This window comes from Paenibacillus sp. FSL R5-0517, from assembly GCF_037974355.1.
GTDB lineage: Bacteria > Bacillota > Bacilli > Paenibacillales > Paenibacillaceae > Paenibacillus.
In genome coordinates, this window is the sequence record NZ_CP150235.1 from 2690965 (window position 1) to 2713346 (window position 22382).

Here is a 22382-nt window from a genome sequence, read left to right on the forward strand (position 1 = left end):
TTGAATGTCAGATATTACCCGTGACGGCACGGATACCTTGAATTATAAACCTATGAAATTAGGCCACCATCAGGTCATTAATCATTGGATCATCAGTGGCATATATACGAAGCCTGTTGCCTTTGTTCCAACAACGATGGAGGGAGATATTAATGATTGGCTTATCGATGGCTTTGCCATCCATGAGAATCCATGCAGAAAAGAATTTGTAGAACATAGGAGAACGCAGCCTGTGAACCGATTTTTTGACCAATGGAGCGAGTTTCCTAGCCCGGGAGACAGCTTCGTTGGAGAAGAAAACGGGAAGCCGTGGACACTGTATTCTCCCTGGAATAATCCACGGGTGGAGCAATCCGGATTTTGGTTTGTACCGACACATCTGCGCAGTTACGCCGCGACAAGGTTGATTTCTGCGACTGCTCATACCGCCTCTTTGCGGATCAAGACCTATGGCAGTCTGACATTGTGGGTGAATGGGGAAGTGGTAACGGATTTTGCGCCACTCATGCGTAACAAGGAGCAGGAAATCGTTATCAAAGCTGAACTTGTAGCCGGAATCAATGAGATCTATGTCTGCTGGGAGGATCTCGCTGAGCGGGATACCATGTATGCTTTTGCGGTGGAATACCTGGGAGACGAAGAATTGGAAATTTCCTTGCCTATTGCTCCTCATTTGGCAGAAAATGTGAAATACGCAGAACAAGCCCTTGAACAGGCTTATTTTCCTTCGGATCTCTTTAGAGGGGAGCAGATTAAGCTAAAGCTGCCGCTTCCCTTACCAGACATCGTTAGAGAAGTTGATATCCAGTATGGCAATTTCTTTGATGGCACCGAAAACAAGACAATACACATAGCCGAAAAGGAAACGGATCTGGTTCTGGCACACACCAACGAAATTGGCCATCATTACGTATACTTCACGCTGACGATTTCAGTTTCAAACGTAGCATTGACGAAGAAGTTCGGCTGTCAATCCTACGATACCAGTTATGATGAAGCTGCTCAGCAAGCTACGGATATGGAAGCACGCAAATCTCTGGCTCTGCAATGTATTGCTGAGAAGGGCAGTCGTAACATTCATACGGCTATAGCCATGTTAAAAACAAATGGCAATCTGCAAGAAGCGGAAAATATGTTGCTTGAAGGCGTGGAGGGGATCGAGCAACGAAAGGATTGCAGTGACTTCTATCTGGTGGGGCTGTTTCGTCTCTGGAGAGATGAACGAAATAGCGGTCTGTTCAGTGAATTGTTCTGGGATCGGGTAAAAGCAAGTATTCTGGGCTATCGATATTGGATTGATGAACCTGGTGATGATGTGATGTGGTTCTTCAGTGAGAACCATGCTCTGTTATTCCATACCAATGAGCTGTTAGCCGGACAACTGTTCGGGACTGAAACGTTCAGCAACAGTGGTGAGTCCGGTGAAGTTCACCGTCAAAAAGCGGAGCAGCGGCTTAGCTTATGGTTTGAGCGCTTTTTGGATGAAGGATTGGCAGAATGGAATTCAAGTGCATACATTCCTATTGATGCAGTGGGGCTGCTACATATCTATGAATTTGCCCATAATGAGCAGCTCAGGCAGCAAGCGAAAAAGGCAATGGACCTGCTATTCTATTATATTACCGTTCAGATGCATCAAGGCGTCATGTCCACAACGTTTGGCCGCAGCTATGAGAAGGAACTGCTGGGTAGTTATGCAGCGGGAACGACTTCCATGTGCTGGATCGGTTATGGTATCGGCAATGTTAACAATTATTCAATCAGCAATGTTGCTTTGAGTTTATCGGATTACATTCCACCAGCAGCTTATCAGGAGCATCTGTTGCTTGGGGGAAATCAGCAATTGGTGTTCGCCAATGAGCAGGGCAAGGGAGGTTACGCCAAGCTCTATCATCATCGGACAGAGGAATATGCTCTTTCCTCCATCATTCGCTTTCGTCCAGGCAAGCCAGGTTATCAGGAGCATGTCAACCATCTGTCTCTGTCTCCTGAAGCGCAGATATGGGTGAATCATCCGGCAGAAATATACAAGCATGGAGATGGCCGACCTTGCTTTTGGGCTGGAAACGGGATATTGCCTGACGTTGTTCAGCATGAGGGGATCGCTCTGATAATGTTTGATATTCCGGCAGACCAGACTGCGGATTGGACACATACTTATTTTCCTGTGAGCTTTTTCACAGAATGGGTGCAGCATGAGAACTGGTATTTTGCCCGTCTGAATAAAGGATATGTGGCGCTATATGCAGCCAACGGGACGAGTATGGAGACCAACGGGGTGACAAAAGATCGTGAGCTTATTTCTCCTGGATTGCGTAATGCCTGGATCATCAGAGCAGGAAACGAACTGCAATTTGGATCATTTGGCCATTTTATAAATTCAGTTCGTTCCTCCAGCCCGCACTTCGACAGTACATCCCTGATGCTTAGCCTGACCGACTCGGTATACGGTTCCATTCAGTGGGGCATGAACAAGCCTTTTCTTATTCAAGGAGAGGAAATGGTACATGACGGATATGGCGTAAGGGGACAGTTGCAGTTACAGGACATCAAACGTTGATGCTGAGCAATAAATCTAAGGAGTGAAAACAATCATGCCGAATCAAGAAGTGCTTCTGGAGAAAATAAGCAGGGTATCCGATGCGATGAAATCGATGAAAAATACAAGCATCAACGAACAGTTCCCCATTGGACTAATCGACATCCATCTATGGGAATGGCCACAAGGTGTCGGCCTTTATGGTCTGCTTCAGCTCTATGAAGCAACGAAGGATGCCGAGGTGCTGGAATTTCTCGAATCATGGTACAATGCAAGGCTGCTGGAGGGGTTACCAGAAAAAAATGTGAATACCTGTGCTCCGCTGCTTACGTTGATTTCACTATGCGAACTGACCGGAAACAAGGAATATGAACGTGTCTGTGAAGAATGGAGTAGCTGGATTATGGACGAACTGTTACGAACCGGAGACGGTGCATTCCAGCATATGATCACAGGAGACGCCAACGATGGCCAGATTCTAATCGACACCCTTTTTATGACGGTATTATTTCTGGCCAAAGCTGGGGTGTATTTTAAGAAAACAGCCTATGTGGAAGAAGCCAAGCGGCAATTCCTTGTGCATATTAAATACCTGTACAATAAACAAACCGGGCTGTTCTATCACGGCTGGGATTTCAACGAAAATCATAATTATGGCGCAGTTCACTGGGGAAGAGGCAATGCATGGTATACGGCGGGGGTTATGGATTTTCTGAATATCATCCCCATTGAAGATGGGCTGAAGGCCTATCTGTTGGATACAGCGACCGCTCAAATTAGAGCGCTTAGCAAGCTTCAGAGTGAGAACGGGATGTGGCACACCGTACTGGATGATCCGCACTCTTACCAAGAAACTTCCGCAACGGCTGCGATGGGATACGGGATTCTCAAGGGAATCCGGTACGGATACTTGGACGAGTCCTATCGCGATACCGGCACGAGAGCACTTGAAGCAGTGCTGCGGCAAATTGATGATAACGGAGTTGTACAACAGGTATCCTACGGGACCCCTGTGGGACAGGATGCCCAGTTCTATAAAGATATACCGATTAGTCCGATGGGCTATGGACAAGCTCTTACGTTGTTTATTCTGATTGAGGGGTTGCGGGTTCCAGCCACCGAATAAAATAAGTCGGGCTTGTGTGGAGGATAGGGATACCGTTTCCTGTATCCTCCTTTGCTTGAAAGGGCACTTATTTGTTCTATCATCCTATGAATATTCTCTACTTTAAAGGCATTGGAATAACCCCCTGGAATTCATAAGAATACCAGGGGGTTATTTTAATGTGTTTTGCGTTTAGCTCTTGCCTGTCAACGTTGACTCCCCATATGCCCGAATCTCGATCAACTCCGCATACTTGCTGCCATTGGTGGTATCAATGTTTACCCTAAGCGCTTGTGTATGCACAGCTGTATCCAGACGATGAATGACTTTCCTTTTGCGGTTCTCCGCTGCACTTACGATCTCAATCCACTCCCCAGACCGACTCAATACCTCCACCCGATAATCACGTACAAGTTCAGGCATGACGCGGAATGTTGTCTGATGGTGATGCAGATTAACCAGATCCTCGTTCACATCATCATTAAAGGTCAAGTGCAGTTCAGCCAAGGCTTGAGGCTCTTCCCATGTGAGTTGCACCCATTCCGGCTTGCCAGACTGCATCGGCTGGGACATCCACTGCTGTGGCCCGCCGTAAGGGCGATGGTAACCGTTGACTGTGTTTTCTGGTAAATAGGCCGTCGTCTCAGAAAGGGTACGACAGCAGAATGGCTGACGCGCCAACCCCTGCATGGACCATAATACAACGGGCTGATCCGTGGCATGATCCTCCAGATTTTTGGACACATGGTTCTCTTCTGTTCGGAAGAAAATCAGCACCCCGCTGTGTGCCTCCGTGGAATGGTAGAGGGTGACGTCTTCATTCGCCCGGATAATAATAAATGCATTCTGCGGTTCTTCCGGTTGCCATTCAAGCGGAAGCTTCACCCACTGCCTGGTTCCCGTTGCAACATTAACGGTTGCCGTAACTTGTAACGTATGGGGGACGTAATTCTCCTTACGCCCCGTATCCCACAGCTCTACCGTCAGCACGGTATCGCTGGATGCATCCAGCAGCAGCTCCAGGCCGCTGAGCATTGGCTGCACGGGCAGCAGCAGGGCAACATCCGCACCCAGCGGGTACGTTTCCCCAGGCTGCTCAAGAGCGATGCCCGTCAGCGTGCTGGAGGCTGAAGCCTTGGCACGCCGGGCCAGATCCAGCTCATCGCGGCTGCGCACCCCGATGATGGAAGCGTCCTGCCGCAGCAACGTCTGCTGCAGCGCCGCCAGATGCCTCGCGTACAACTCGCGCGGCGACACCCCCATGGCCGCGCAGAGCGCTGCGCCCGTACCCGCGGCTTCGCCGATGACCGCGCATGTGGCCATGACGCGCGTTGTGCCGAAGGCGACATGTGATGCGCTGATGTCGCGTCCGGCCATGAGCATATTCCGCACATTCGCGGAATACAGCGAGCGGAACGGCACGTGATACACGCCATCGGCATGCATATGCTTCGAGCCGCTCGCTTCGGCATACATGCCCTGCGGGGGATGCAGGTCGATGGACCAGCCGCCAAAAGCTACGGCATCCGGGAACTCCTGCTGGCTGATAATATCGTTCTGGGTGAGCACATGGTCACCCGTGAAGCGGCGGTACTCCCTTTTGCCAGGAAGAGAACCGATCCACTCCAGCGTCATATGATCGGCATCGAATTTCCCGGAGTTCTTGATATAGTCCCAGATCCCGTAGATCACGGACCACAGCTCATCACGGATCAGCTCATTGTCGTGTACGGTATCATGTTCACCGCCCCATTCAATCCACCAGTAATGACAACCGGAATCCCCGCTACGAATGACCCGGCGAATTGGAATACTCGTCTGCGTGATATCCTTGGCAAAAGAAGGTGGGATATAACGGACGGGTGCACCGGTATCCTTGGTGTAAAAGAGCAGTGTACTGCCCAGCGTGATCTGATCTGCAACCTCCGGTGCCCATTCTTCACCATACTCGCTGCGGGCTTCCCGGCCGAGCGCAAACTTGGCACCTGCCAGAAAACCAACCAGTCCATCGCCTGTACAGTCCAGATAGATCTGACTCTCAAATCGGATTTTGCGCTCAGAGCCCATCATCCACCCGGTAACAGAGGTGATCATACGTTCTTCGCCATCCCCTGTGGCCTCAACTTCATGGACATCCGTGTTCAGATACAGGCTGATGTTGGATTCAGCTCGGACGGCTTCCAGAATGACCAAGTCCCAGAGATAAGGATTGCCCTCCGGATTACGATATTGATTCTCTACAAATAGTTCCCCCATGATGCCTGTCTCGCGGGCATAACGGTTAATCCCGTGGGCGGTAGCGCCACAGACCCATACGCGTACTTCGCTGCTGGAATTGCCGCCAAGTACGGGGCGATTCTGTATCAGTGCGACCTGTTGGCCCAGCCGGGCAGCAGATATCGCAGCACATACGCCCGCAAGCCCGCCTCCGATGACGGTGATATCCGGTTTAACGAGTTCGTGCTTCATACAAACACCTCTCTCATGAATATGGATGAGCCTAAGCTTAGATTTCATATTTCATATCTATAATTTCATATTAGTTCTATATATTTACTTTTCAAATACACTATATTATCATCGAGCATATACTTTATTTCATAACAAAGGCAGGTGTGTCATGGAGCTTCTTAATCACATCTACTGGAAGAAGAAAGCTACATTTGCGCTCGCAGAAGATATCTACGATGCTTGGGTGGTTTTTGCCGTTGAAGAGGGAGTATTCCGTTACGAGATTGATGGACTGACAGGAGAGGCGGGGTTTGCTGATCTGGTGTTGTGCCCACCCCACGTTGCTTTTCGCAGAGAGACGGTAACCCCGCTGACGTTTCACTATATGCAGTTCTCTTGTAACACCACAGACGGGGAGAACCTTCTGCCGCCAATTGGAAAATCTCTAATTAATGATACAAAGCGTCTGGCTTCAACATATGCCTACCTTCGTCAGGCGAGTGAGGACAACGATGAGGCTTCAACAGGATGGAAAACCCATTTGATGTTGGATTTGTGGCGGCTATATCAATGGGAGCGCAGACAGAGTGGGCTAATGGAAACGAAGTTCACGGAGGATGCTCTGATGGCTGAAGCAGCAGCATTGTTGGAAGAGTGGGCAGGAGAGGCAGTTAGCCTGCGAACGTTGGCCGAACATCTGGCATTGAGTCCAGTCCAGCTCACCCGAAGGTTCCGGGAGGCCTTTCAAGAGACACCCTCCGATTATCTGAAGGCGATTCGTCTCAAAAAGGCAAAAGCCTTACTGGCAGATAGCCGTCTGACCCTTACGCAGATCGCCGAGAGATGTGGATATGAGAACGGATTTTATCTGAGCCGTGTATTTTCGTCCACCATAGGAATCAGCCCCTCGGAGTACCGGAGACGACATCAAGTGTGAGATGAGGGTTCCAATGAACCAACCAACCAATCAACCATCGATTCATTCGTTCTTTCACCAATAGAACATATCTGTGCATTTCACTTGGATACAAGCAATGAATAACACATATCCATGCAAATCATTCGACTCCGGCTGTAAATGGCAGGCAGGTGCTATAATGGGGTCATTAATTACAGGGGAGCGAGCACATAAGAATGAAGAAGCCAAACTGGAAGCGTTGGTTGCCACAGCGGCTCAGATACCGTCTGTTTGGTGCATTTGTGGTGTTGATTCTCTTGCCGTTCAGTGCATTAAATGTCTACAATTATCAGCAGATTGAATCCCTGGTTGAGCAGAAAATCAGTGAACAGAGCCATGAGCAGCTGGTGCAGATGTACCGCTCTCTGGAGGACCAGATGAGCATTGCGTTCAAAACGCTCATTTTTCTGGAACAGGATTCTGCGGTAAGAAGTGTGCTAACTTCCCCGGACAGTCGTACGCCGCTGGAGAACAAGTCACTGGTGGAAGAAAAGTTCAAGATGATTAACAACAGTTTCTTTCTATATAATCCCTCGGTGTACTTCACTCTGCTGGATTTTTATGATAGCGTTTACACTTCGTATTTGCCAAAAACAGCACTGGCTTATGGCCCTTATCTGGAGCAATTCCGCGAACGTCTTGGAGAAATATCCATTCCAAAAGGGGGTAAAGATTCGCACCCGCTTCAACCGGAAGAACTTTTCTATCGCTGGGATGCACGGGATACCAATCCTGTGCTCCGGGAGTTATCCTCCAGCCCGTATCTGTTGTCGCTGTATGCCTATATGAAAGATAGCGGTGGGAAACGGTACGGATTGGCTCGGATCAGCATTGATTACTCGTACTGGTTCCAAACGATGTTGAAAGATTCACAAACTAATCAGGAGTATTATCTTATTACAGGAAGTGGAGAGACCATAGCCAGATCATCCAAAACAGCGGCGCTGTCCCCGGAAGTTACACGTGAAATAGCTTTGCATCCGGCACAGGCTTATCTGACTGACCCAGCCTCGGATACGCTGATTAACTACGTGTACATTGAATCACTGGACTGGTATATGGTGAATCGCATTCCGCTGTCCATTCTGTTTACAGAGATATCTGAGCTTAAACAGCGTTACTTTCTGACCTTTTTTGGCTTCACAGGCGCATTTGTAGTGATGGCCTTTATGATCTCGGCTACATTTACGCGCCCCTTGTCGCACTTACAGAATAAGATGAGAGAGGTTGTCCGCAAAAACCTCAAGATTCGTATTCCCGAAGGCCGCAGTCGTGGGGAAGTACTGGAGCTGACGCGTACCTTCAATACGATGCTGGATGATGCCAATCAGATGATTAACAGACTTAAGGCAGAAGAACGCCAGAAGGAAGCGGTACATTTTCACATGCTCCTCGCTCAGATGAATCCGCACTTTCTCCTGAATACATTGAATACAATGAAATGGAGTGCGATACGCAGCGGGAATGAGGAGATCTCCGAGATGTGTGTTTCCTTGGGCAAACTACTGGAGGTCAGCCTGAATTCACAGGTCGAATTGGTATACCTGAAGGACGAGATTGAACTGGTTCAAGCCTACCTTCATATTCAGCGGATTCGTTACCGCGATAGCTTTGAGGTGACTTGTGACTTTGACGACAAGCTGGAGTATGCGCTGGTACCCAAGCTGAGCTTGCAGCCCCTTGTGGAGAATGCCATTCATCATGGTGTGGGACCAATGGAGCAACTTGGACAAATCCGCATCGGGATATATAGGCAAGACACAGGAATGCTGATGCTGGAGGTAGCAGACAACGGAATTGGTATGGAGGAATCCCGGCGTCAGCAGACAACCCGCACGCGTCCGGGGATTGGTCTGTCCAACCTCAGGGAACGATTGCGATTACTGTTCAAAGGCCAAAGTGAACTTGAAGTGATTGATACCAAACCGGGGACATTAGTGAGGTTCAGCATTCCTTTTTTATTGTCGACGCCTTATGTACAGAAGCGATCAGACTAGCCGACTACTGGAGAGGGGAATCTGGCATGTGGAAGGTATTACTTGTAGAGGATGAGGTATTTGTACGAGAGTCGGTGCGAGAGATTATTTCCTGGGAAGAGCTGGGCTTCACGGTCATCGGAGAATCCGGTAATGGAACCGAAGCGCTTGCCATGATCATACAGGAGGCACCTGATCTTGTACTGACCGATATTGTGATGCCGGGTATGGATGGTCTGGAATTACTCAAACAGACGCGTCAGGCCGGGTTAAAAACCAAGTTTGTGATGCTCACCTGTATGGGGGAGTTCGAGTATGTACGCCGTGCAATGGAGTACGGGGCTTCGAATTATATTCTGAAGCTGTCGATGAGTGTGAATTCGTTGCGTGATACACTCCGTAAGGTAAGTGCGGAACTGGGAGCCTCAGCTGAAGCCCGGACAGAGACAACGCATCATGAAGAGCCATCATCCACACCAGTTCTAACATCTACGCCTGCATCGACTGATTCTCTAACCGTCTCTTCCGCGCCGCCGTCTGCAATCGATCTTCCATTTACACCTGTGCGTGAGCCGGTTGTGAAGCATCCGGAGATTAGCAAAATAATTGAGTATATCGGGCAGCATTACGATCAGGACATTACCGTCAAATCCATGTCGCGTTACGTGATGATGGGGGAGAATTATGTGAGTGCTTTGTTCAAAAAGAAAACTGGCCATACCCTGATTCATTATCTGCATGGAGTACGGATGGAGAAAGCGGCGGAATACTTGCGTGAGACAGACCTTCCCGTACAGGAAATTGGTTACCGGGTAGGGTTCGGAAGCGATAATTATTTTATCAAAATATTCAAGCGTTGGACCGGTTGCACGCCCAGTCAGTATCGCCATCGCTCGTGACTCACAGGATGAATAGAAGGAATATGTGTACTCGAGTGTTTAGATAAGGTAGGGTAAATCCGTATTTTTGTTCCATTCGAATCATGGATATGTATCTTATGAACCCAGCAAGGTCCCTGCTACGATGTAACGGAAGGTACACTTTCAATTCAGGGAGGTCATGTGACCAGATGAGAATCAGAAAAGGATTAACCGGGTTAATCGTAGGTGCGCTGATGCTGGGCTTGCTTGCTGGCTGTGTTGGTAAAAATGAGACGAATGGTGGAGATAACGGGGGTGGAGCAGCAGCGGGAAAAGTGAAGCTTACCATGTGGGGCGCAGTGCCGCCGGAGAATGGTCCGCAGGAAGTTGTGGATACCTGGAATGCAGAGCATCCTGACATTCAAGTGGAATATGTGCGGTTTGTGAATGACGACGACGGTAATCTGAAGCTGGATACGGCACTGTCCACCGGTCAGAACGTTGACCTATATGTCAATTACACTCTGACGAATCTCGATAAACGCATTAAGGGCGGGACGGCATTGGATCTCGGTGAGTTCAAGGACTACAACATTGACGAGAAAATGGGAGAAGACGCGGCTTCGTGGAAAGTAGACGGTAAATATTACGGTATGCCAACCAAGAAAAATGCGGCCTTTTTCGCCTTAAATATGAAAGCGCTTGATCAAGCGGGACTGAGCGTACCCACAGCCTGGACTTGGGATGAAGCCCGAGAATATGCACTCAAGCTGAAGAATGTTGGTTTCAAGTACGGTTTGGTACAGCATACCGCTTCCTATGTGGACCCGCTCGATTCTGTACTGGTCAAGAACGGTTATGTTAAGGCAGACGGAACTTCCAATCTCGACGATCCGCTTGTTACCAAATGGCTGGAGACTTTGAATGGAATGATGAAGGAGGATGCAACTACACCTCCACTCGGCGAACAGCTGACTTCCAAAATGCCGGTGGAGAACATGTTCCTTGGTGGTGAGTCCGCCATGATTAACATTGGGGAGTGGCTGATTCGCACGTCGAACAACATGACCGAGTTTCCACGTGATTGGAAAATCGCCTTTGCTCCGGTACCGAGACTGGTTGCACAGGAAGCAGATATGGTGAAGAGTGGAGGGCTTGGTGACTTTATCGCGATCAATTCCAAGTCGAAAAATAAAGAAGCCGCATGGGAGTTCCTGAAATGGTACGCCGATGGAGGGATGATGCCGATGGCTGCCGGTGGACGTCTGCCGTCCTCGAATGCGGTTGATCAACAGACGGCTATTGATCATCTGCTCGGTGATTATGCCGATTCTTATGACAAAGAGTCACTGGAGTTTGTGTTGTACGGTGACAAGACACCTACATTTGTCCGCAGCATTGCGCAAGAGGTAGTCGATCTGCGTGCACAGGAGTATGAAAAGTTCTTCCTTGGTAACCAGACTGCTGAAGTTACGGTACAGAACATGGTCAAACGCCATAATGACTGGCTGAAGCAGAATCAATAGAAGGCAAAAGCAATGAGTCCGAAGGCCGTCCCAATGGGGCGGTTTTTTTTCTTTTCTATATAAGTACTGGACCAATAAATGAGTGGACCAAAAGAGCATTAGAGGTATGACATGAGCCAGGGCTATCCGGACTAAAGGAATAGAACAATTCCATGTTATTTTCATCTTGAAGGTCACTGCCAAAATACATAGTTCTGTGATACCAGGAAAGAGGTTATGTTCCTTAAAAGTGAAAGGACATCTTGTTATGCTTAATTTCAGAACAGATGTTAAGGAGTGGGGGAGCGTATGCATAAATCCTGGATGAAACGGCAGAGCAGGCTCGGGTATTTGTTTATTGGGCCCAATATGATTGGTGTGCTGTTGTTTTTTATTATACCGGCTGTCTATTCATTCTATCTCATGTTCACCGATTACAAATTCATGAGCCCGGAGACACATTTTGTGGGGCTGGACAATATCCGCCGTATGTTCAATGATGATCTGTTTGGGGTAGCGCTGCGAAATACATTTGTATTTCTGTTAGCGGTTCCAATATCAATGGGGTTGGCATTCATCGTGGCTGTTGCATTGAACAAGTCGGTGTACTGGCAAAAAACACTGCGTGCCCTCTATTTCATGCCCTATATCACTAGCGGCGTTGCGATCGCCTTTGTCTGGATGCTGCTGTTCCAGCCAACGTCGGGACCGATAAACGGTTTTTTGCGGGGGATCGGTATTACAAATCCACCTGGCTGGTTATCGACAACTGAATGGTCCATGTATGCGATTGATATCATCTGGATCTGGTTCATGCTGGGGTACAACATGATTATTTATTTAGCAGCTCTGCAGGAGATCCCGGAGGAATTAGTTGAGGCTGCTAAGATTGATGGAGCCCGCCCTTGGCAGACCATTCGTCAAGTGATCTGGCCGCTTGTGAGCCCAACGACCTTTTTACTGCTGATAACAGGACTGATTATGACGATCAAAAACTTTGGCATTATTCAGGCGATTACTCAGGGTGGGCCGGGAAACAGTACAACAGTGTTGTCGCTTTTTATCTACCAGAATGCCTTCCGCTATTATGAGATGGGATACGCTGCTGCCATTAGCTGGGCGCTCTTTGCCATCATCATGGTCTTCACAGTATTGCAGTGGGTTGGACAGAAACGTTGGGTTCACTATTAAGGAGGGAAGGGATCGTTATGGAGAAATCAATTGCCGCAAACGCGAAGCCCACAGCTCCGCATGCACCTAAAGGTAAATTCCGCATGGAGTCCTTAACCCAGATTCGAAGAATCATACTGACACTTCTGATGTCCGGGTTTGCTTTGCTGATGATTATGCCGTTCATCTGGATGATTAGCACGTCGTTCAAATCTCCTGCGGACGTATTCACCTATCCCATCCAATGGATACCCTCCAGCCTGAACTGGGAGCATCACATTAAGGTCTGGAGCGGAGCGGATACCTTTGCTACGTATTATCTGAACTCGTTGAAAATATCACTAATTAGCACGATCGGAGCTGTATTTCTCTCGGCGTTTGCAGCTTATGGCTTCGCAAGAATTCAATTCAAAGGACGGGAGACACTGTTCCTCATCTATCTCTCGATGATGATGGTGCCCCCGCAGGTGCTCTTTGTGCCCAAGTTCCTCATGTTCGAATGGGTCGGCATCTATAATACGCATTGGGCCCTGATCCTGCCTGGAATGTTCACGATCTTTGGGGTGTTTATGCTTCGGCAATTCTTCCTGTCGGTGCCATCGGAGATTTCGGAAGCGGCATTCATCGACGGTGCAGGTCACCTACGCATATTCTTTAGATTGATTCTGCCTTTGGCGAAGCCAGCGCTGGCTACACTTGCGATCATTGATTTCTCCTGGCACTGGAATGACTATGAGAATGCGCTTGTGTTTCTCATCGACAAAGACCTGTATACCGTGCCGCTTGGTCTGCAGAACTTTATTCTGGAGAACAACGTGGATTACAACGGCATGATGGCCGCTGCCACGGCAGGTATTATACCGATGATTATCGTCTTTTTGGTAGGCCAGCATTACATTATTCAAGGCGTGGCTGGAAGTGCCGTGAAGGGCTGAAGCTGTTACCAATGTTCAATGTGTTCTCTTAATATAACCCTTTTGCTGAACGAAGTGATCTTCGCGGCGGAAGGGTTTTCTGTCGAAAGGGAGAATAACGATCTTTCCGCAATACAATAGTTCAAACTTCGTATATAATTAACAATGAACTATGATGCTGAATGACTACATAACTATCGCGAGGTGCACTAGACTTATGCCAACCATCTACGACTTTACCGTAACCAGAACCAGTGGAGAGCGTTTCCCACTCTATCAATATGAAGGAAAACCTGTGCTCATCGTAAACACGGCAAGTAAATGTAAATATACGCACCAGTTTGATGACATGCAGAAACTGTATGATCAGTACAAGGATCAAGGACTTCAGATTATTGGTTTCCCATGCAACCAGTTTGCAGAGCAAGAGCCTGGAAGCAGTTCGGAAGCAGAATCCTTCTGCCAGATTAACTATGGTGTGAAATTTCCGATGTTCTCCAAATTGGACGTGAATGGAGAAGCGGCGCACCCGCTCTACGACTTTTTGAAAAGATCTGGACCTTTTGCTGGCTTTGATGAAACCGATATTCAGGCCAAACTATTGAAATTGATGGTGGCTGATAAAGCGCCAGAATGGTTACATGGAGATGCAATCAAATGGAATTTCACGAAATTCCTGATTGATGCAGAAGGTCGTGTGGTTAGACGCTTCGAACCGATCGACTCCATTGACGAGATTCAAGAGAGTATTAAGCAGCTTCTATAATTTCACTTTGATATCTCATACAGGGGCATGACAAGAATCGTTTCCCTCTTCCGAACAGGAGGTGCATGAATATGCCGAGCATGATGCAATTTAGTGCTTCACTGGAGTATAGTTATCGTTCCACCAGTGTATATAATCCGGGCAAGTCAGATGGATTCCATTCACATCCACATTATGAGATTTATTATTTTCATGATGGAGAATGTACTTACATTATAGGAGACCGGGTATACAACCTGAAGCCAGGTGATCTGGTGTTAATGCACGGCTTGACGCTTCATCGACCACATCCGAAGCCTGGCAGTACTTATGAGCGAAGCACATTGCATTTTGATCCGTCTGCCATACGAAGTAGTCTGCATGCTGACCGCATAGTTGAGGTCCTGAGGCCATTTGAAGAACTCAGAAATTGCCGGGTCAATCTGACGGGGGATAGCCGTTCTGAATTTGAAGCTCTATTGCATGATCTTCATCGTCTGTCTCAGAGTCAGAGCCATTTCAGACAAGAGCGCATGAATGTCAGACTGTGTGATCTGTTATATTTTGTAGCAGAGATCTGCCAGGGTGATGTCGAAGAACAACTTCCCTCATCGGAGAAGGAGCGGCATGTCCAGCATATTATTCGTTATGTCGATACACATTATATGAAGGATATTGGTCTGGATGATTTGGCACTGGAATTACATCTTTCCAAGCCATATCTGGCAGGCATGTTTAAGGAAATGACAGGTTTGACGGTATTCAAATATCTGTATGACCGTCGTATCAATCAGGCCAAGCTTTTGTTTCAGTTCCAACCAGAGATCACGGTGACAGAAGCAAGTCGATTGTCCGGTTTCAAACGCCTTTCGCATTTTAGTCGGATGTTCAAACAAAGTGTGGGATGTTCGCCTGATCTGTACCGTACCCAATTGCATCGTCAATCATAGAAGTCTTCTGTAAGCTGACCGGCTTGTCTGGTTGGCTTTTTTGTTGATTTTCGTTCGCGGAATGCGTATCACTGTGTTTAGAGCACACGCAGAACAGGTAAAGAAAGGTAATGAAACCACAGGAGGCGATTATGAATGAAACAGCGCACACCGGACCAGAATAACAACGATACCCGTCAGGAACAATCCCGTGACAATCCTGAACAATATAAGACAGAGCACGAAAGTCTGCTTGACCGTTATGAAGAAGAACAGACTGTAGATCCAATTCCGATGGAAGATCTGAATATGGAGGCTCAGGAAGAGAAGAACAAGGATCAAACCAAAAGCAACTCGTCGACCGAAGAGAAATACCGGGCGGATTATCGCAAAAAAGGCGAGTGAAGCATAACGTTAATAGCTGTTTGAGGAAAAAATGGTGAAGTATTTTCAGTGAATGTATATTTGGTGAAAATAAATTAGTTTGTTGACTAATGTATGTTACTATATTATAGTTACTATGTTGGCAAATGAAAAAAATTTGGGAGGCGAATAAGAATGACTACTTTTTTTGATGCGTTGAAAAACAGAAGATCTTATTACGGAATCAGCAAGGAATCTACAATTTCGGATGCTAAAATCCAAGAAATCGTAGAAGAAGCAGTGAAGTATACACCAACTTCCTTTAACTCACAAACATCCCGTGCGGTTGTACTGCTCGGCGAACAACATGATAAATTGTGGAATCACACAGAAGAAATTTTGCGTGAAGTGGTAGGTAATGAAGAAGCTTTCAAATCCACAGCAGAGAAAATGACTGGATTCCGCAGCGGATATGGTACGGTTCTCTTCTTCGAAGATAACAATGCGATCGCACAGCTTCAACAGAATTTTGCAGCTTATGCAGATAACTTCCCGATCTGGGCGAATCAATCCAACGGTATGTTGCAACTGGTAATCTGGACGGCTCTGGAACAAGAAGGTCTGGGTGCATCTTTGCAGCACTACAATCCGTTGATTGACGAAAAAGTGAAGCAAGAGTGGAACATTCCTGAGAACTGGAGATTGATCGCTCAGATGCCATTCGGTAAACCAACGGCAGCACCGGGTGAGAAACAATTCCAACCGATTGAAGAGCGCGTAAAAGTACACAAGTAAATCAATTTCATAATACCTTTAGCTGCTTCAATCAAGGCTAGATATAGATCAAAACGTTTCAATTTGTCTATATCTAGTTACATAAATTCATTTTAATGAGTTATGAAATTGATTTAAGTAAGCTTCGCATTTCCCAACATTTAACCACATACGGCCTCGCTTCAATTTGATACGATGTTAGTTGATCGTAATCCAATGAAGCGAGGCTTTTTGATGTGAATAATAGATTAAAAGACATGACGAATCAACGTGTGTGGAAGATAGTTTTGTGTGGGTTATTAACACTTGGGTCGGTGGCTAGTTCGGGCGTTCAGGCTGCAGCCGTGCAGCAACAGTTTCAGGATACCCGTACGAGTTATGCCAAGGATGCCATTACACATTTGGTGAACAAAGGCATTGCTGCCGGTACGTCAGAGACTACATTTGAACCGAAGAAAGCCGTCACTCGTGCAGAATTTGCGACGTTTGCGGTGAGATTGCTAGGTTTGAAGCCCGTTAAAAATAATATCAATCCTTATCAGGATATCAGCATAAATGCCTGGTATTACGGCAATGTTGCTGCCATGACTAATCTTTTCATTCTGGAGGGAAAGGGTCAGGGAACATTCCAGCCTAATGCGTCCATTACGCGCGAAGAAGCGGCTGCTCTTCTTGTTCGGATGTTAAAACAACAACCCGTAGAGACGTCACTTTTATCTTCAACGTATTTCGACGCAGCGGATATCTCGGACTGGGCACGTCCTTATGTGCAGACGGTGTATCAACTTGGATTGATGCGGGGAAGTGGAGGCATGTTCCGACCGCATGATCAAGTAACGCGCGAAGAAGCTGCGGTCATGCTTGATGCGATCTTACAAAAGAAAACATGGTCTGAACAGTTACAACGTGGAGATGAACTCGGCGTTCAGTTGGGCTGGCAATATAATTCCACTACCGCTGAATTCAAGAAGCAGGTGGAACAGTCTGAAGTGAATACGCTCGTCCCACGCTGGTTTTTCCTGAATAGCAGTATGAAAGTAACGGATCACACGGACCCTGCATTGATCTCCTGGGCATCCGCCACTGACAGGCAGTTATGGCCATTGCTTGGGAATCGTTCTGATTCGGCACTTACCCATCAGATGTTATCCAGCTCAACGAACCGAGCGGCAGTGATCTCACAGGTAGCTGCTTATGTCAAAACCTATAAATTGGACGGCATTAATGTGGACTTCGAGAATGTTGATCCTGCGGATCGTGAAGGGTTAACGGCATTTGTGACCTCCTTGACGGCTACGTTGCACGCATTGGGTGCAGTGGTGTCTGTGGATGTATCACCGGATCTGGGTACAGATTGGACGGAGGCATTTGATTATGCCAAACTGGGCGCTGTATCGGATTATATGGTGCTGATGGGATACGAGGAACACTGGAACGGTGATCCGATAGCAGGATCTGTGGCGTCTCTTCCATGGGTGGAAAAGGCACTGGATACTATGCTCTCCGAGGTGGTACGTGCCAAAACCATTTTGGCCCTTCCGTTGTACACACGAGACTGGTCCTCGGTGAACCCGGCAACCAGTTCTTGGGACATTACATTGTCAGAACAGGGAACGCGCGCGCATGCTATAGGATCTGTAAGACGATGGGATGCAAGTCTGGTTCAATATATGATTGGGTACAACAGCAACGGAATGCCAAGATATATATGGGCAGAGGACAGTCGTTCGTTATCAGCCAAAGTGTTGATGAGTGAACAACGTCAGATTGCCGGTCTGGCTTACTGGTATATGGGCGGCGAAACAGCCGATGTGTGGAACGCTATTTCGAATGCTTCACGATTTGAATCATATAACTTCTGACCATTATGAATTGCATAGACTCAAACGAACCGTGATACAGGCGGATGGTTTGGGTCTGTTTGTTTTGGTATAAGATAAGCAATATGAGGAATCGTTTAAGCTTGGCTGAACGGTTTAATGTATATAAGGACAAAATATAGATATATTGAACTAAACATTTACACAAAACGGAGAGGACAGAACGAAGCTGAAGAAGCGAAGCGTGCGCCTAAAGCTTTCTGAAAGAAAGCTGCATCGAAAGCATACGCTTATCACCGGATTTAACCTTTGTAAAAGATAAAAAAATCTGGGGATAACAGCGATCGGAAGGTTGTTCTGTCATCGGAGTGACCAGTGTAAATATTTGTTAGTTCAATATTATAGTTTAGGAGGAGAAGGAGCATGCGAGAGGTTGATTGCATAATTGTAGGTGGAGGGCTCGCAGGGCTTCAGGCAGCCATTCAGCTTGGGCGTTATTCAGCTCATCAGGTGTTGGTCATCGACGCGGGAGAAGGCAGATCAACCCTGTGTCGGACGTACCATAATATCCTGGGTTTCCCCGATGGGATATCCGGTGAAGAGCTCAGAGCCCGAGGCAGGATGCAGGCAGAGCGGACAGGTGTATCTTTTGAGAAAGATCGTATTGTGCAAGCAGGCCGTCATGGAGAGAAGATTCAATTGTTAGGTACATCCGGCGTTGAATATAGGAGCAAAACGGTGTTATTGGCAACGGGGCTATCGGATCGAGTTCCGGATATTCCGGGATTAACCCCGACCCTTGGCCGAACAGTCTATGTCTGCCCCGATTGTGATGGTTATGAGATTCAGGATCAACGTACGGTGCTATTGGGGTCTGGTGAAGCAGGTGCCCATATGGCGATGATCTTAATTCAGCGTACAAATGATCTGTTATATATCAATCATGAGCAGACCGCCATATCTGCAGAGCTTCATCGCAGCATGAAAGAGGCGGGCGTTCGTTATCTGGAAGCGGCTGTTCAGGAAGTGCAACAGATTGAGGATGGTCATATCACCGGTGTTCTGACCGAAGATGGACAGATCTTTGAGTCTGAGCGAGGCTTTATCGCTTTTGGAGGCAATCGGGTACACTATGAACTGGCGGAGCAGCTTGGAGCTGTGATCGCAGATAATAAACATGTAGAAGCTGATCCGCGCAGCTTGCAGGCAGCGACGAATGTGTGGATAGCCGGGGATCTGGGACTGCACGCAGAACAAGCAACCGTTGCGATGGGTGAGGGTTCCATTGCCGCGATCTGGATTCATAAGGCGTTACAGCAGATGGCAAACGATTAAATGTGGATTTCATTATCAAAATAAAATTTCAGTTTGGATAATTAGAATATCATTTTTCCATAACCCAAAAAGACCTCCCAAGCCATGAATAGGCGGGAGGTCTTTTTGGGTTAACTTCATCTGGAAAAAGGACAATCATTTATCCGATGAATCTGTTGACTTGGAAGAAGCCTTCTCGTCCTTCGATTCATGGGAGAAATCCTTCCGAATGTTGTCCACGATATCGCCAACCACACCTTCGATCATGTCGGTTGGTCCGGGATTATGTTTGTCTGGATGGATAACGGTATTCACGCCTGGTTCAAGTTCATCGTTTGTTTTCTCAGGTTTGGTTTTATCACGCATGGGAAATCCCTCCTGGCTCGATATTATATAAGGTGTAAGGTGTCTTTAACATATCCAAACACCGTTACACATATGTAAACGATTAACCGCTGTAGTTCTTTTGAAACGCGTACTTGCTCTTATCATAGAAGATATATACAAAAGTGAACGTGCTGATTAAACTTCTGCAATACGTTTATATTATAGATAACCAATTGATTATAAAGTCTAAAGGTTAAAACCAATAAACAACTAATATACAGGAGGTTATTCAGATGAATGAACAAAATCATGTAATCCATAAAGATGGTCAGGTTTCAACGGACAAGGTGGACAACGCAATCGAAAAGATTGCACCGGAAGAGAGAGAACAGATTTTACAGAACTTTGATGCATTCAAAGAATATCTAGGTAAACGAATTGCGATGGGCGAGTCTATCGGATTAAGTGAAGAACAGATGGCTAAAATTGCCCAGAAAGTAGCTGACCATCTGGCTGCGAACGAAGAGCCTCGTAACCGTGAAGAAAAGTTGCTTCAGGAACTCTGGAATGTCGGCAAGGAAGATGAACGTCACATGCTGGCTCATATGCTCGTTCGTTTGGCGCAAGACTCCACAACCAATCATTAAGATTAATATACATGCTTCAGCATATTCATGAATAAACATAAGAATCTTGTACTAGTCAAGAACCCCTGAATGACGAGACTTCAGGGGTTCTTATCTTTTTCGGAAACTGCAGACAGGAGTAATGACGTTCATTGTAACTATTTTTAATCTGGCTGATACTTTTATATTCGCTGTTCCAAGTATGATAGGAAAAGAGAGAATGTTGGAATTAATAGTTCACTTGAGCGTTTGATAAGGAAGACTTCCGGTTAAGGAATAGTAACGTTCATATTAAGGAGAGATGTTACCTATGAAGAACGCGGCAAAACAATGGAAACTACGAATGATCGGTGCAGTTGTTGCTTTACTTGGCATGATTGTGCTGACTACATATTTGCTTACCCCTGCGAATGCTCAAGAAAGTGCAGATGCCCAACAGCCTTCTGACAAAGAAGCACAGGTTGCGAACTCCGAGATGTTTACAGCCTATGTTGAAGGTATGCACATGGAAAACGGCAAATTGTTTATGACAGTGGACAAGATTGGCTGGTATCAGGGTGAAGAAGCTGATGCGATTTTTGCACAGCGCAATCCGGAAGCGGGTATAGATGGTGCTCCTGATGGTTACTATATTGTTAATGATAACAAAGAGCAGGAACAGGTTGAGGTTAGTGCCAATGCTGAAGTGTTGATGCAGTTGTATGATCGAGACGGCACGATGCAGGGCGCAGACATTCAATGGAATGAACCTGTGACATTATCCAAGTTCGAATCGTTGTATGAGAATACCCGTATTCTTGACCTGTCCGTATTCCCATATCATCTGACGGTGCAGGACGGAAAAGTGACCAAAATTGTACAGCAGTACATCCCATAAAATGAGAAGAAATTCATCATTCAAGCATTCCTCCGGTTCATTGGAACGGTGAGGGATGCTTTTTGGTTATGACAAATTCATGAAAGCGATTGTAATTAATGGTAGGTACATGTATCATTATTGGAATGGCGTTTTTACATAGTTCAGGAGGAGCCTCATGCTTAAAGACATGATTGCATTAACTAAACCCGGACTTCTACGGCTAAATGTGTTTGCGGTGGCGGTAGGGTTCTGGGTAGCTTCAAAATGGGATATCGCATGGTTATCTCTGCTCTTGGTCGTGATTGGATCAACCTTGGTTATTGCTTCAGCTTGTGTAATCAACAATTATTGGGACCGTGAATTGGACCAAAAGATGGAACGCACCAAAAAAAGGATGGATTACATTAACCATCTGAAGCCAGGGTTTGTACTTGGGTATGGCCTTGTCCTTGGTGTTGTTGGACTAGCAGTGCTGTATCTCCTGGTGAATCCGTTATCAGGCTGGATGGCATTGCTTGGATGGTTCGCTTACATCGTGATTTACACGATGTGGTTGAAACGCAGTTCAACGTGGAGCACGTCGCTCGGCGGAATTGCGGGAGCGATGCCGCCTGTCATTGGTTATACATCTGTAACCAATGAAATTGATGCGGGAGCCTGGTTACTGTTCGCGCTATTGTTCCTCTGGCAACCACCACATTTCTGGTCATTGGGTATTCGCCGGGTAGAGGAATATCGTTCTGCGGGGTTCCCCTTGTTGCCTGTCGTTAAAGGGGTGAAACGCACCAAGTTTCAGATGATTCCTTATGTTTTTCTGCTGCTTCCTGCTGTGTTCCTGTTGTATTACTACGACTATGTTGGTCTGGTATTTCTGATTGTATCTCTGCTCGGTGGACTGATCTGGTTCGTGCATACACTTAGCGGACTGAAGACACAGGATGACGAGAAGTGGGCAAAAGTAAACTTTCTGATCTCAGTGAACTATCTCATGCTTATATTTATTGTGATGGTCGCGAATACGACATGGTCTTAATCAGGTGTTGAACAGAACGTTTTGAGAAAAATTTCACCTCAAACTATATAAATTGAACTGAACCTGGTTGTTCTGTCATCGGAGTGTCCAGCGGAAATATGCTTTAGTTCATTT

General features: G+C 46.8%; 19 protein-coding genes. 17 read left to right on the forward strand and 2 right to left on the reverse strand.

The features are described from left to right. The first annotated feature begins 4 nt into the window (after nucleotides 1–4). Together MKX40_RS12295 and MKX40_RS12300 are read left to right on the forward strand one after the other, a co-directional pair. Nucleotides 5–2560, forward strand: a complete 2556-nt coding sequence (locus MKX40_RS12295; RefSeq protein WP_339241886.1) for a hypothetical protein — start codon at nucleotides 5–7, stop codon at nucleotides 2558–2560. A gap of 34 nt (nucleotides 2561–2594) precedes the next feature. After that, nucleotides 2595–3665: a glycoside hydrolase family 88 protein gene (locus MKX40_RS12300; RefSeq protein WP_339241888.1), complete on the forward strand. Its 1071-nt coding sequence runs from the start codon at nucleotides 2595–2597 to the stop codon at nucleotides 3663–3665. A gap of 171 nt (nucleotides 3666–3836) precedes the next feature. Here MKX40_RS12300 and MKX40_RS12305 read toward each other — a convergent pair whose 3' ends face one another. Next, nucleotides 3837–6113, reverse strand: coding sequence for an FAD-dependent oxidoreductase (locus MKX40_RS12305; RefSeq protein ID WP_339241890.1), 2277 nt, complete (start codon nucleotides 6111–6113; stop codon nucleotides 3837–3839). 151 nt (nucleotides 6114–6264) lie between these two features. On the opposite strand from MKX40_RS12305, the gene MKX40_RS12310 reads away from it, so the two are divergent. From MKX40_RS12310 to MKX40_RS12365, 12 genes are all read left to right on the forward strand, one after another. Then, complete coding sequence (locus tag MKX40_RS12310; RefSeq protein ID WP_339241892.1) at nucleotides 6265–7032, forward strand: helix-turn-helix transcriptional regulator; 768 nt, start codon at nucleotides 6265–6267, stop codon at nucleotides 7030–7032. Between the two features lie 197 nt (nucleotides 7033–7229). After that, entirely contained in the window at nucleotides 7230–9050 is a 1821-nt protein-coding gene (locus MKX40_RS12315) for a histidine kinase (protein ID WP_339241894.1), read from the forward strand. Between the two features lie 26 nt (nucleotides 9051–9076). Further along, nucleotides 9077–9928 carry a helix-turn-helix domain-containing protein gene (locus MKX40_RS12320; protein WP_339241895.1) on the forward strand — a complete coding sequence of 284 codons (852 nt, stop codon included), beginning with the start codon at nucleotides 9077–9079 and terminating at the stop codon, nucleotides 9926–9928. A gap of 170 nt (nucleotides 9929–10098) precedes the next feature. Continuing rightward, on the forward strand, nucleotides 10099–11415 hold the full coding sequence (locus MKX40_RS12325; protein WP_339241897.1) for an ABC transporter substrate-binding protein: 1317 nt from the start codon (nucleotides 10099–10101) through the stop codon (nucleotides 11413–11415). 288 nt (nucleotides 11416–11703) lie between these two features. Then, the gene (locus MKX40_RS12330; protein WP_339241899.1) at nucleotides 11704–12585 is read left to right on the forward strand and encodes a sugar ABC transporter permease; all 882 of its coding nucleotides are present in this window, start codon (nucleotides 11704–11706) and stop codon (nucleotides 12583–12585) included. A gap of 17 nt (nucleotides 12586–12602) precedes the next feature. After that, a complete protein-coding gene (locus MKX40_RS12335) occupies nucleotides 12603–13499 on the forward strand; it encodes a carbohydrate ABC transporter permease (protein ID WP_339241901.1) in 897 nt (298 codons plus the stop codon). A gap of 196 nt (nucleotides 13500–13695) precedes the next feature. Beyond that, nucleotides 13696–14244, forward strand: a complete 549-nt coding sequence (locus tag MKX40_RS12340; protein ID WP_062833964.1) for a glutathione peroxidase — start codon at nucleotides 13696–13698, stop codon at nucleotides 14242–14244. Nucleotides 14245–14315: 71 nt separating this feature from the next. Next, complete coding sequence (locus tag MKX40_RS12345) at nucleotides 14316–15173, forward strand: AraC family transcriptional regulator (RefSeq protein WP_339241903.1); 858 nt, start codon at nucleotides 14316–14318, stop codon at nucleotides 15171–15173. Nucleotides 15174–15308: 135 nt separating this feature from the next. Then, nucleotides 15309–15557, forward strand: a complete 249-nt coding sequence (locus MKX40_RS12350) for a hypothetical protein (RefSeq protein ID WP_339241905.1) — start codon at nucleotides 15309–15311, stop codon at nucleotides 15555–15557. A 153-nt stretch (nucleotides 15558–15710) separates the two neighbouring features. Further along, on the forward strand, nucleotides 15711–16310 hold the full coding sequence (locus tag MKX40_RS12355; RefSeq protein ID WP_339241906.1) for a nitroreductase family protein: 600 nt from the start codon (nucleotides 15711–15713) through the stop codon (nucleotides 16308–16310). 215 nt (nucleotides 16311–16525) lie between these two features. After that, nucleotides 16526–18151, forward strand: a complete 1626-nt coding sequence (locus MKX40_RS12360; RefSeq protein ID WP_339241908.1) for an S-layer homology domain-containing protein — start codon at nucleotides 16526–16528, stop codon at nucleotides 18149–18151. A gap of 381 nt (nucleotides 18152–18532) precedes the next feature. Next, nucleotides 18533–19444 (forward strand): NAD(P)/FAD-dependent oxidoreductase, encoded by a 912-nt coding sequence (locus tag MKX40_RS12365; protein WP_339241910.1) that lies wholly within the window; start codon nucleotides 18533–18535, stop codon nucleotides 19442–19444. 135 nt (nucleotides 19445–19579) lie between these two features. On the opposite strand, the gene MKX40_RS12370 is transcribed toward MKX40_RS12365, so the two are convergent. Continuing rightward, entirely contained in the window at nucleotides 19580–19789 is a 210-nt protein-coding gene (locus MKX40_RS12370) for a hypothetical protein (RefSeq protein WP_339241912.1), read from the reverse strand. Between the two features lie 254 nt (nucleotides 19790–20043). Here MKX40_RS12370 and MKX40_RS12375 point away from each other — a divergent pair, with 254 nt between their 5' ends. The 3 genes from MKX40_RS12375 to cyoE all read left to right on the forward strand — a co-directional run bounded on the left by MKX40_RS12375 (nucleotide 20044) and on the right by cyoE (nucleotide 22268). Beyond that, complete coding sequence (locus MKX40_RS12375) at nucleotides 20044–20397, forward strand: DUF3243 domain-containing protein (RefSeq protein ID WP_310334611.1); 354 nt, start codon at nucleotides 20044–20046, stop codon at nucleotides 20395–20397. Between the two features lie 289 nt (nucleotides 20398–20686). Further along, nucleotides 20687–21253: a hypothetical protein gene (locus MKX40_RS12380; protein ID WP_339241915.1), complete on the forward strand. Its 567-nt coding sequence runs from the start codon at nucleotides 20687–20689 to the stop codon at nucleotides 21251–21253. A gap of 157 nt (nucleotides 21254–21410) precedes the next feature. Beyond that, complete coding sequence (gene cyoE, locus MKX40_RS12385; RefSeq protein WP_339241917.1) at nucleotides 21411–22268, forward strand: heme o synthase; 858 nt, start codon at nucleotides 21411–21413, stop codon at nucleotides 22266–22268. The last annotated feature ends 114 nt before the right edge of the window (nucleotides 22269–22382 follow it).

What these genes read in the sequence shown, in the direction of transcription:
- MKX40_RS12295 (WP_339241886.1), top strand. Translation starts at nt 5, where the DNA reads ATGTCAGATATTACCCGTGACGGCACGGATACCTTGAATTATAAACCT.
- MKX40_RS12300 (WP_339241888.1), top strand. Translation starts at nt 2,595, where the DNA reads ATGCCGAATCAAGAAGTGCTTCTGGAGAAAATAAGCAGGGTATCCGAT.
- MKX40_RS12305 (WP_339241890.1), bottom strand. Translation starts at nt 6,113, where the DNA reads ATGAAGCACGAACTCGTTAAACCGGATATCACCGTCATCGGAGGCGGG.
- MKX40_RS12310 (WP_339241892.1), top strand. Translation starts at nt 6,265, where the DNA reads ATGGAGCTTCTTAATCACATCTACTGGAAGAAGAAAGCTACATTTGCG.
- MKX40_RS12315 (WP_339241894.1), top strand. Translation starts at nt 7,230, where the DNA reads ATGAAGAAGCCAAACTGGAAGCGTTGGTTGCCACAGCGGCTCAGATAC.
- MKX40_RS12320 (WP_339241895.1), top strand. Translation starts at nt 9,077, where the DNA reads ATGTGGAAGGTATTACTTGTAGAGGATGAGGTATTTGTACGAGAGTCG.
- MKX40_RS12325 (WP_339241897.1), top strand. Translation starts at nt 10,099, where the DNA reads ATGAGAATCAGAAAAGGATTAACCGGGTTAATCGTAGGTGCGCTGATG.
- MKX40_RS12330 (WP_339241899.1), top strand. Translation starts at nt 11,704, where the DNA reads ATGCATAAATCCTGGATGAAACGGCAGAGCAGGCTCGGGTATTTGTTT.
- MKX40_RS12335 (WP_339241901.1), top strand. Translation starts at nt 12,603, where the DNA reads ATGGAGAAATCAATTGCCGCAAACGCGAAGCCCACAGCTCCGCATGCA.
- MKX40_RS12340 (WP_062833964.1), top strand. Translation starts at nt 13,696, where the DNA reads ATGCCAACCATCTACGACTTTACCGTAACCAGAACCAGTGGAGAGCGT.
- MKX40_RS12345 (WP_339241903.1), top strand. Translation starts at nt 14,316, where the DNA reads ATGCCGAGCATGATGCAATTTAGTGCTTCACTGGAGTATAGTTATCGT.
- MKX40_RS12350 (WP_339241905.1), top strand. Translation starts at nt 15,309, where the DNA reads ATGAAACAGCGCACACCGGACCAGAATAACAACGATACCCGTCAGGAA.
- MKX40_RS12355 (WP_339241906.1), top strand. Translation starts at nt 15,711, where the DNA reads ATGACTACTTTTTTTGATGCGTTGAAAAACAGAAGATCTTATTACGGA.
- MKX40_RS12365 (WP_339241910.1), top strand. Translation starts at nt 18,533, where the DNA reads ATGCGAGAGGTTGATTGCATAATTGTAGGTGGAGGGCTCGCAGGGCTT.
- MKX40_RS12370 (WP_339241912.1), bottom strand. Translation starts at nt 19,789, where the DNA reads ATGCGTGATAAAACCAAACCTGAGAAAACAAACGATGAACTTGAACCA.
- MKX40_RS12375 (WP_310334611.1), top strand. Translation starts at nt 20,044, where the DNA reads ATGAATGAACAAAATCATGTAATCCATAAAGATGGTCAGGTTTCAACG.
- MKX40_RS12380 (WP_339241915.1), top strand. Translation starts at nt 20,687, where the DNA reads ATGAAGAACGCGGCAAAACAATGGAAACTACGAATGATCGGTGCAGTT.
- cyoE (WP_339241917.1), top strand. Translation starts at nt 21,411, where the DNA reads ATGCTTAAAGACATGATTGCATTAACTAAACCCGGACTTCTACGGCTA.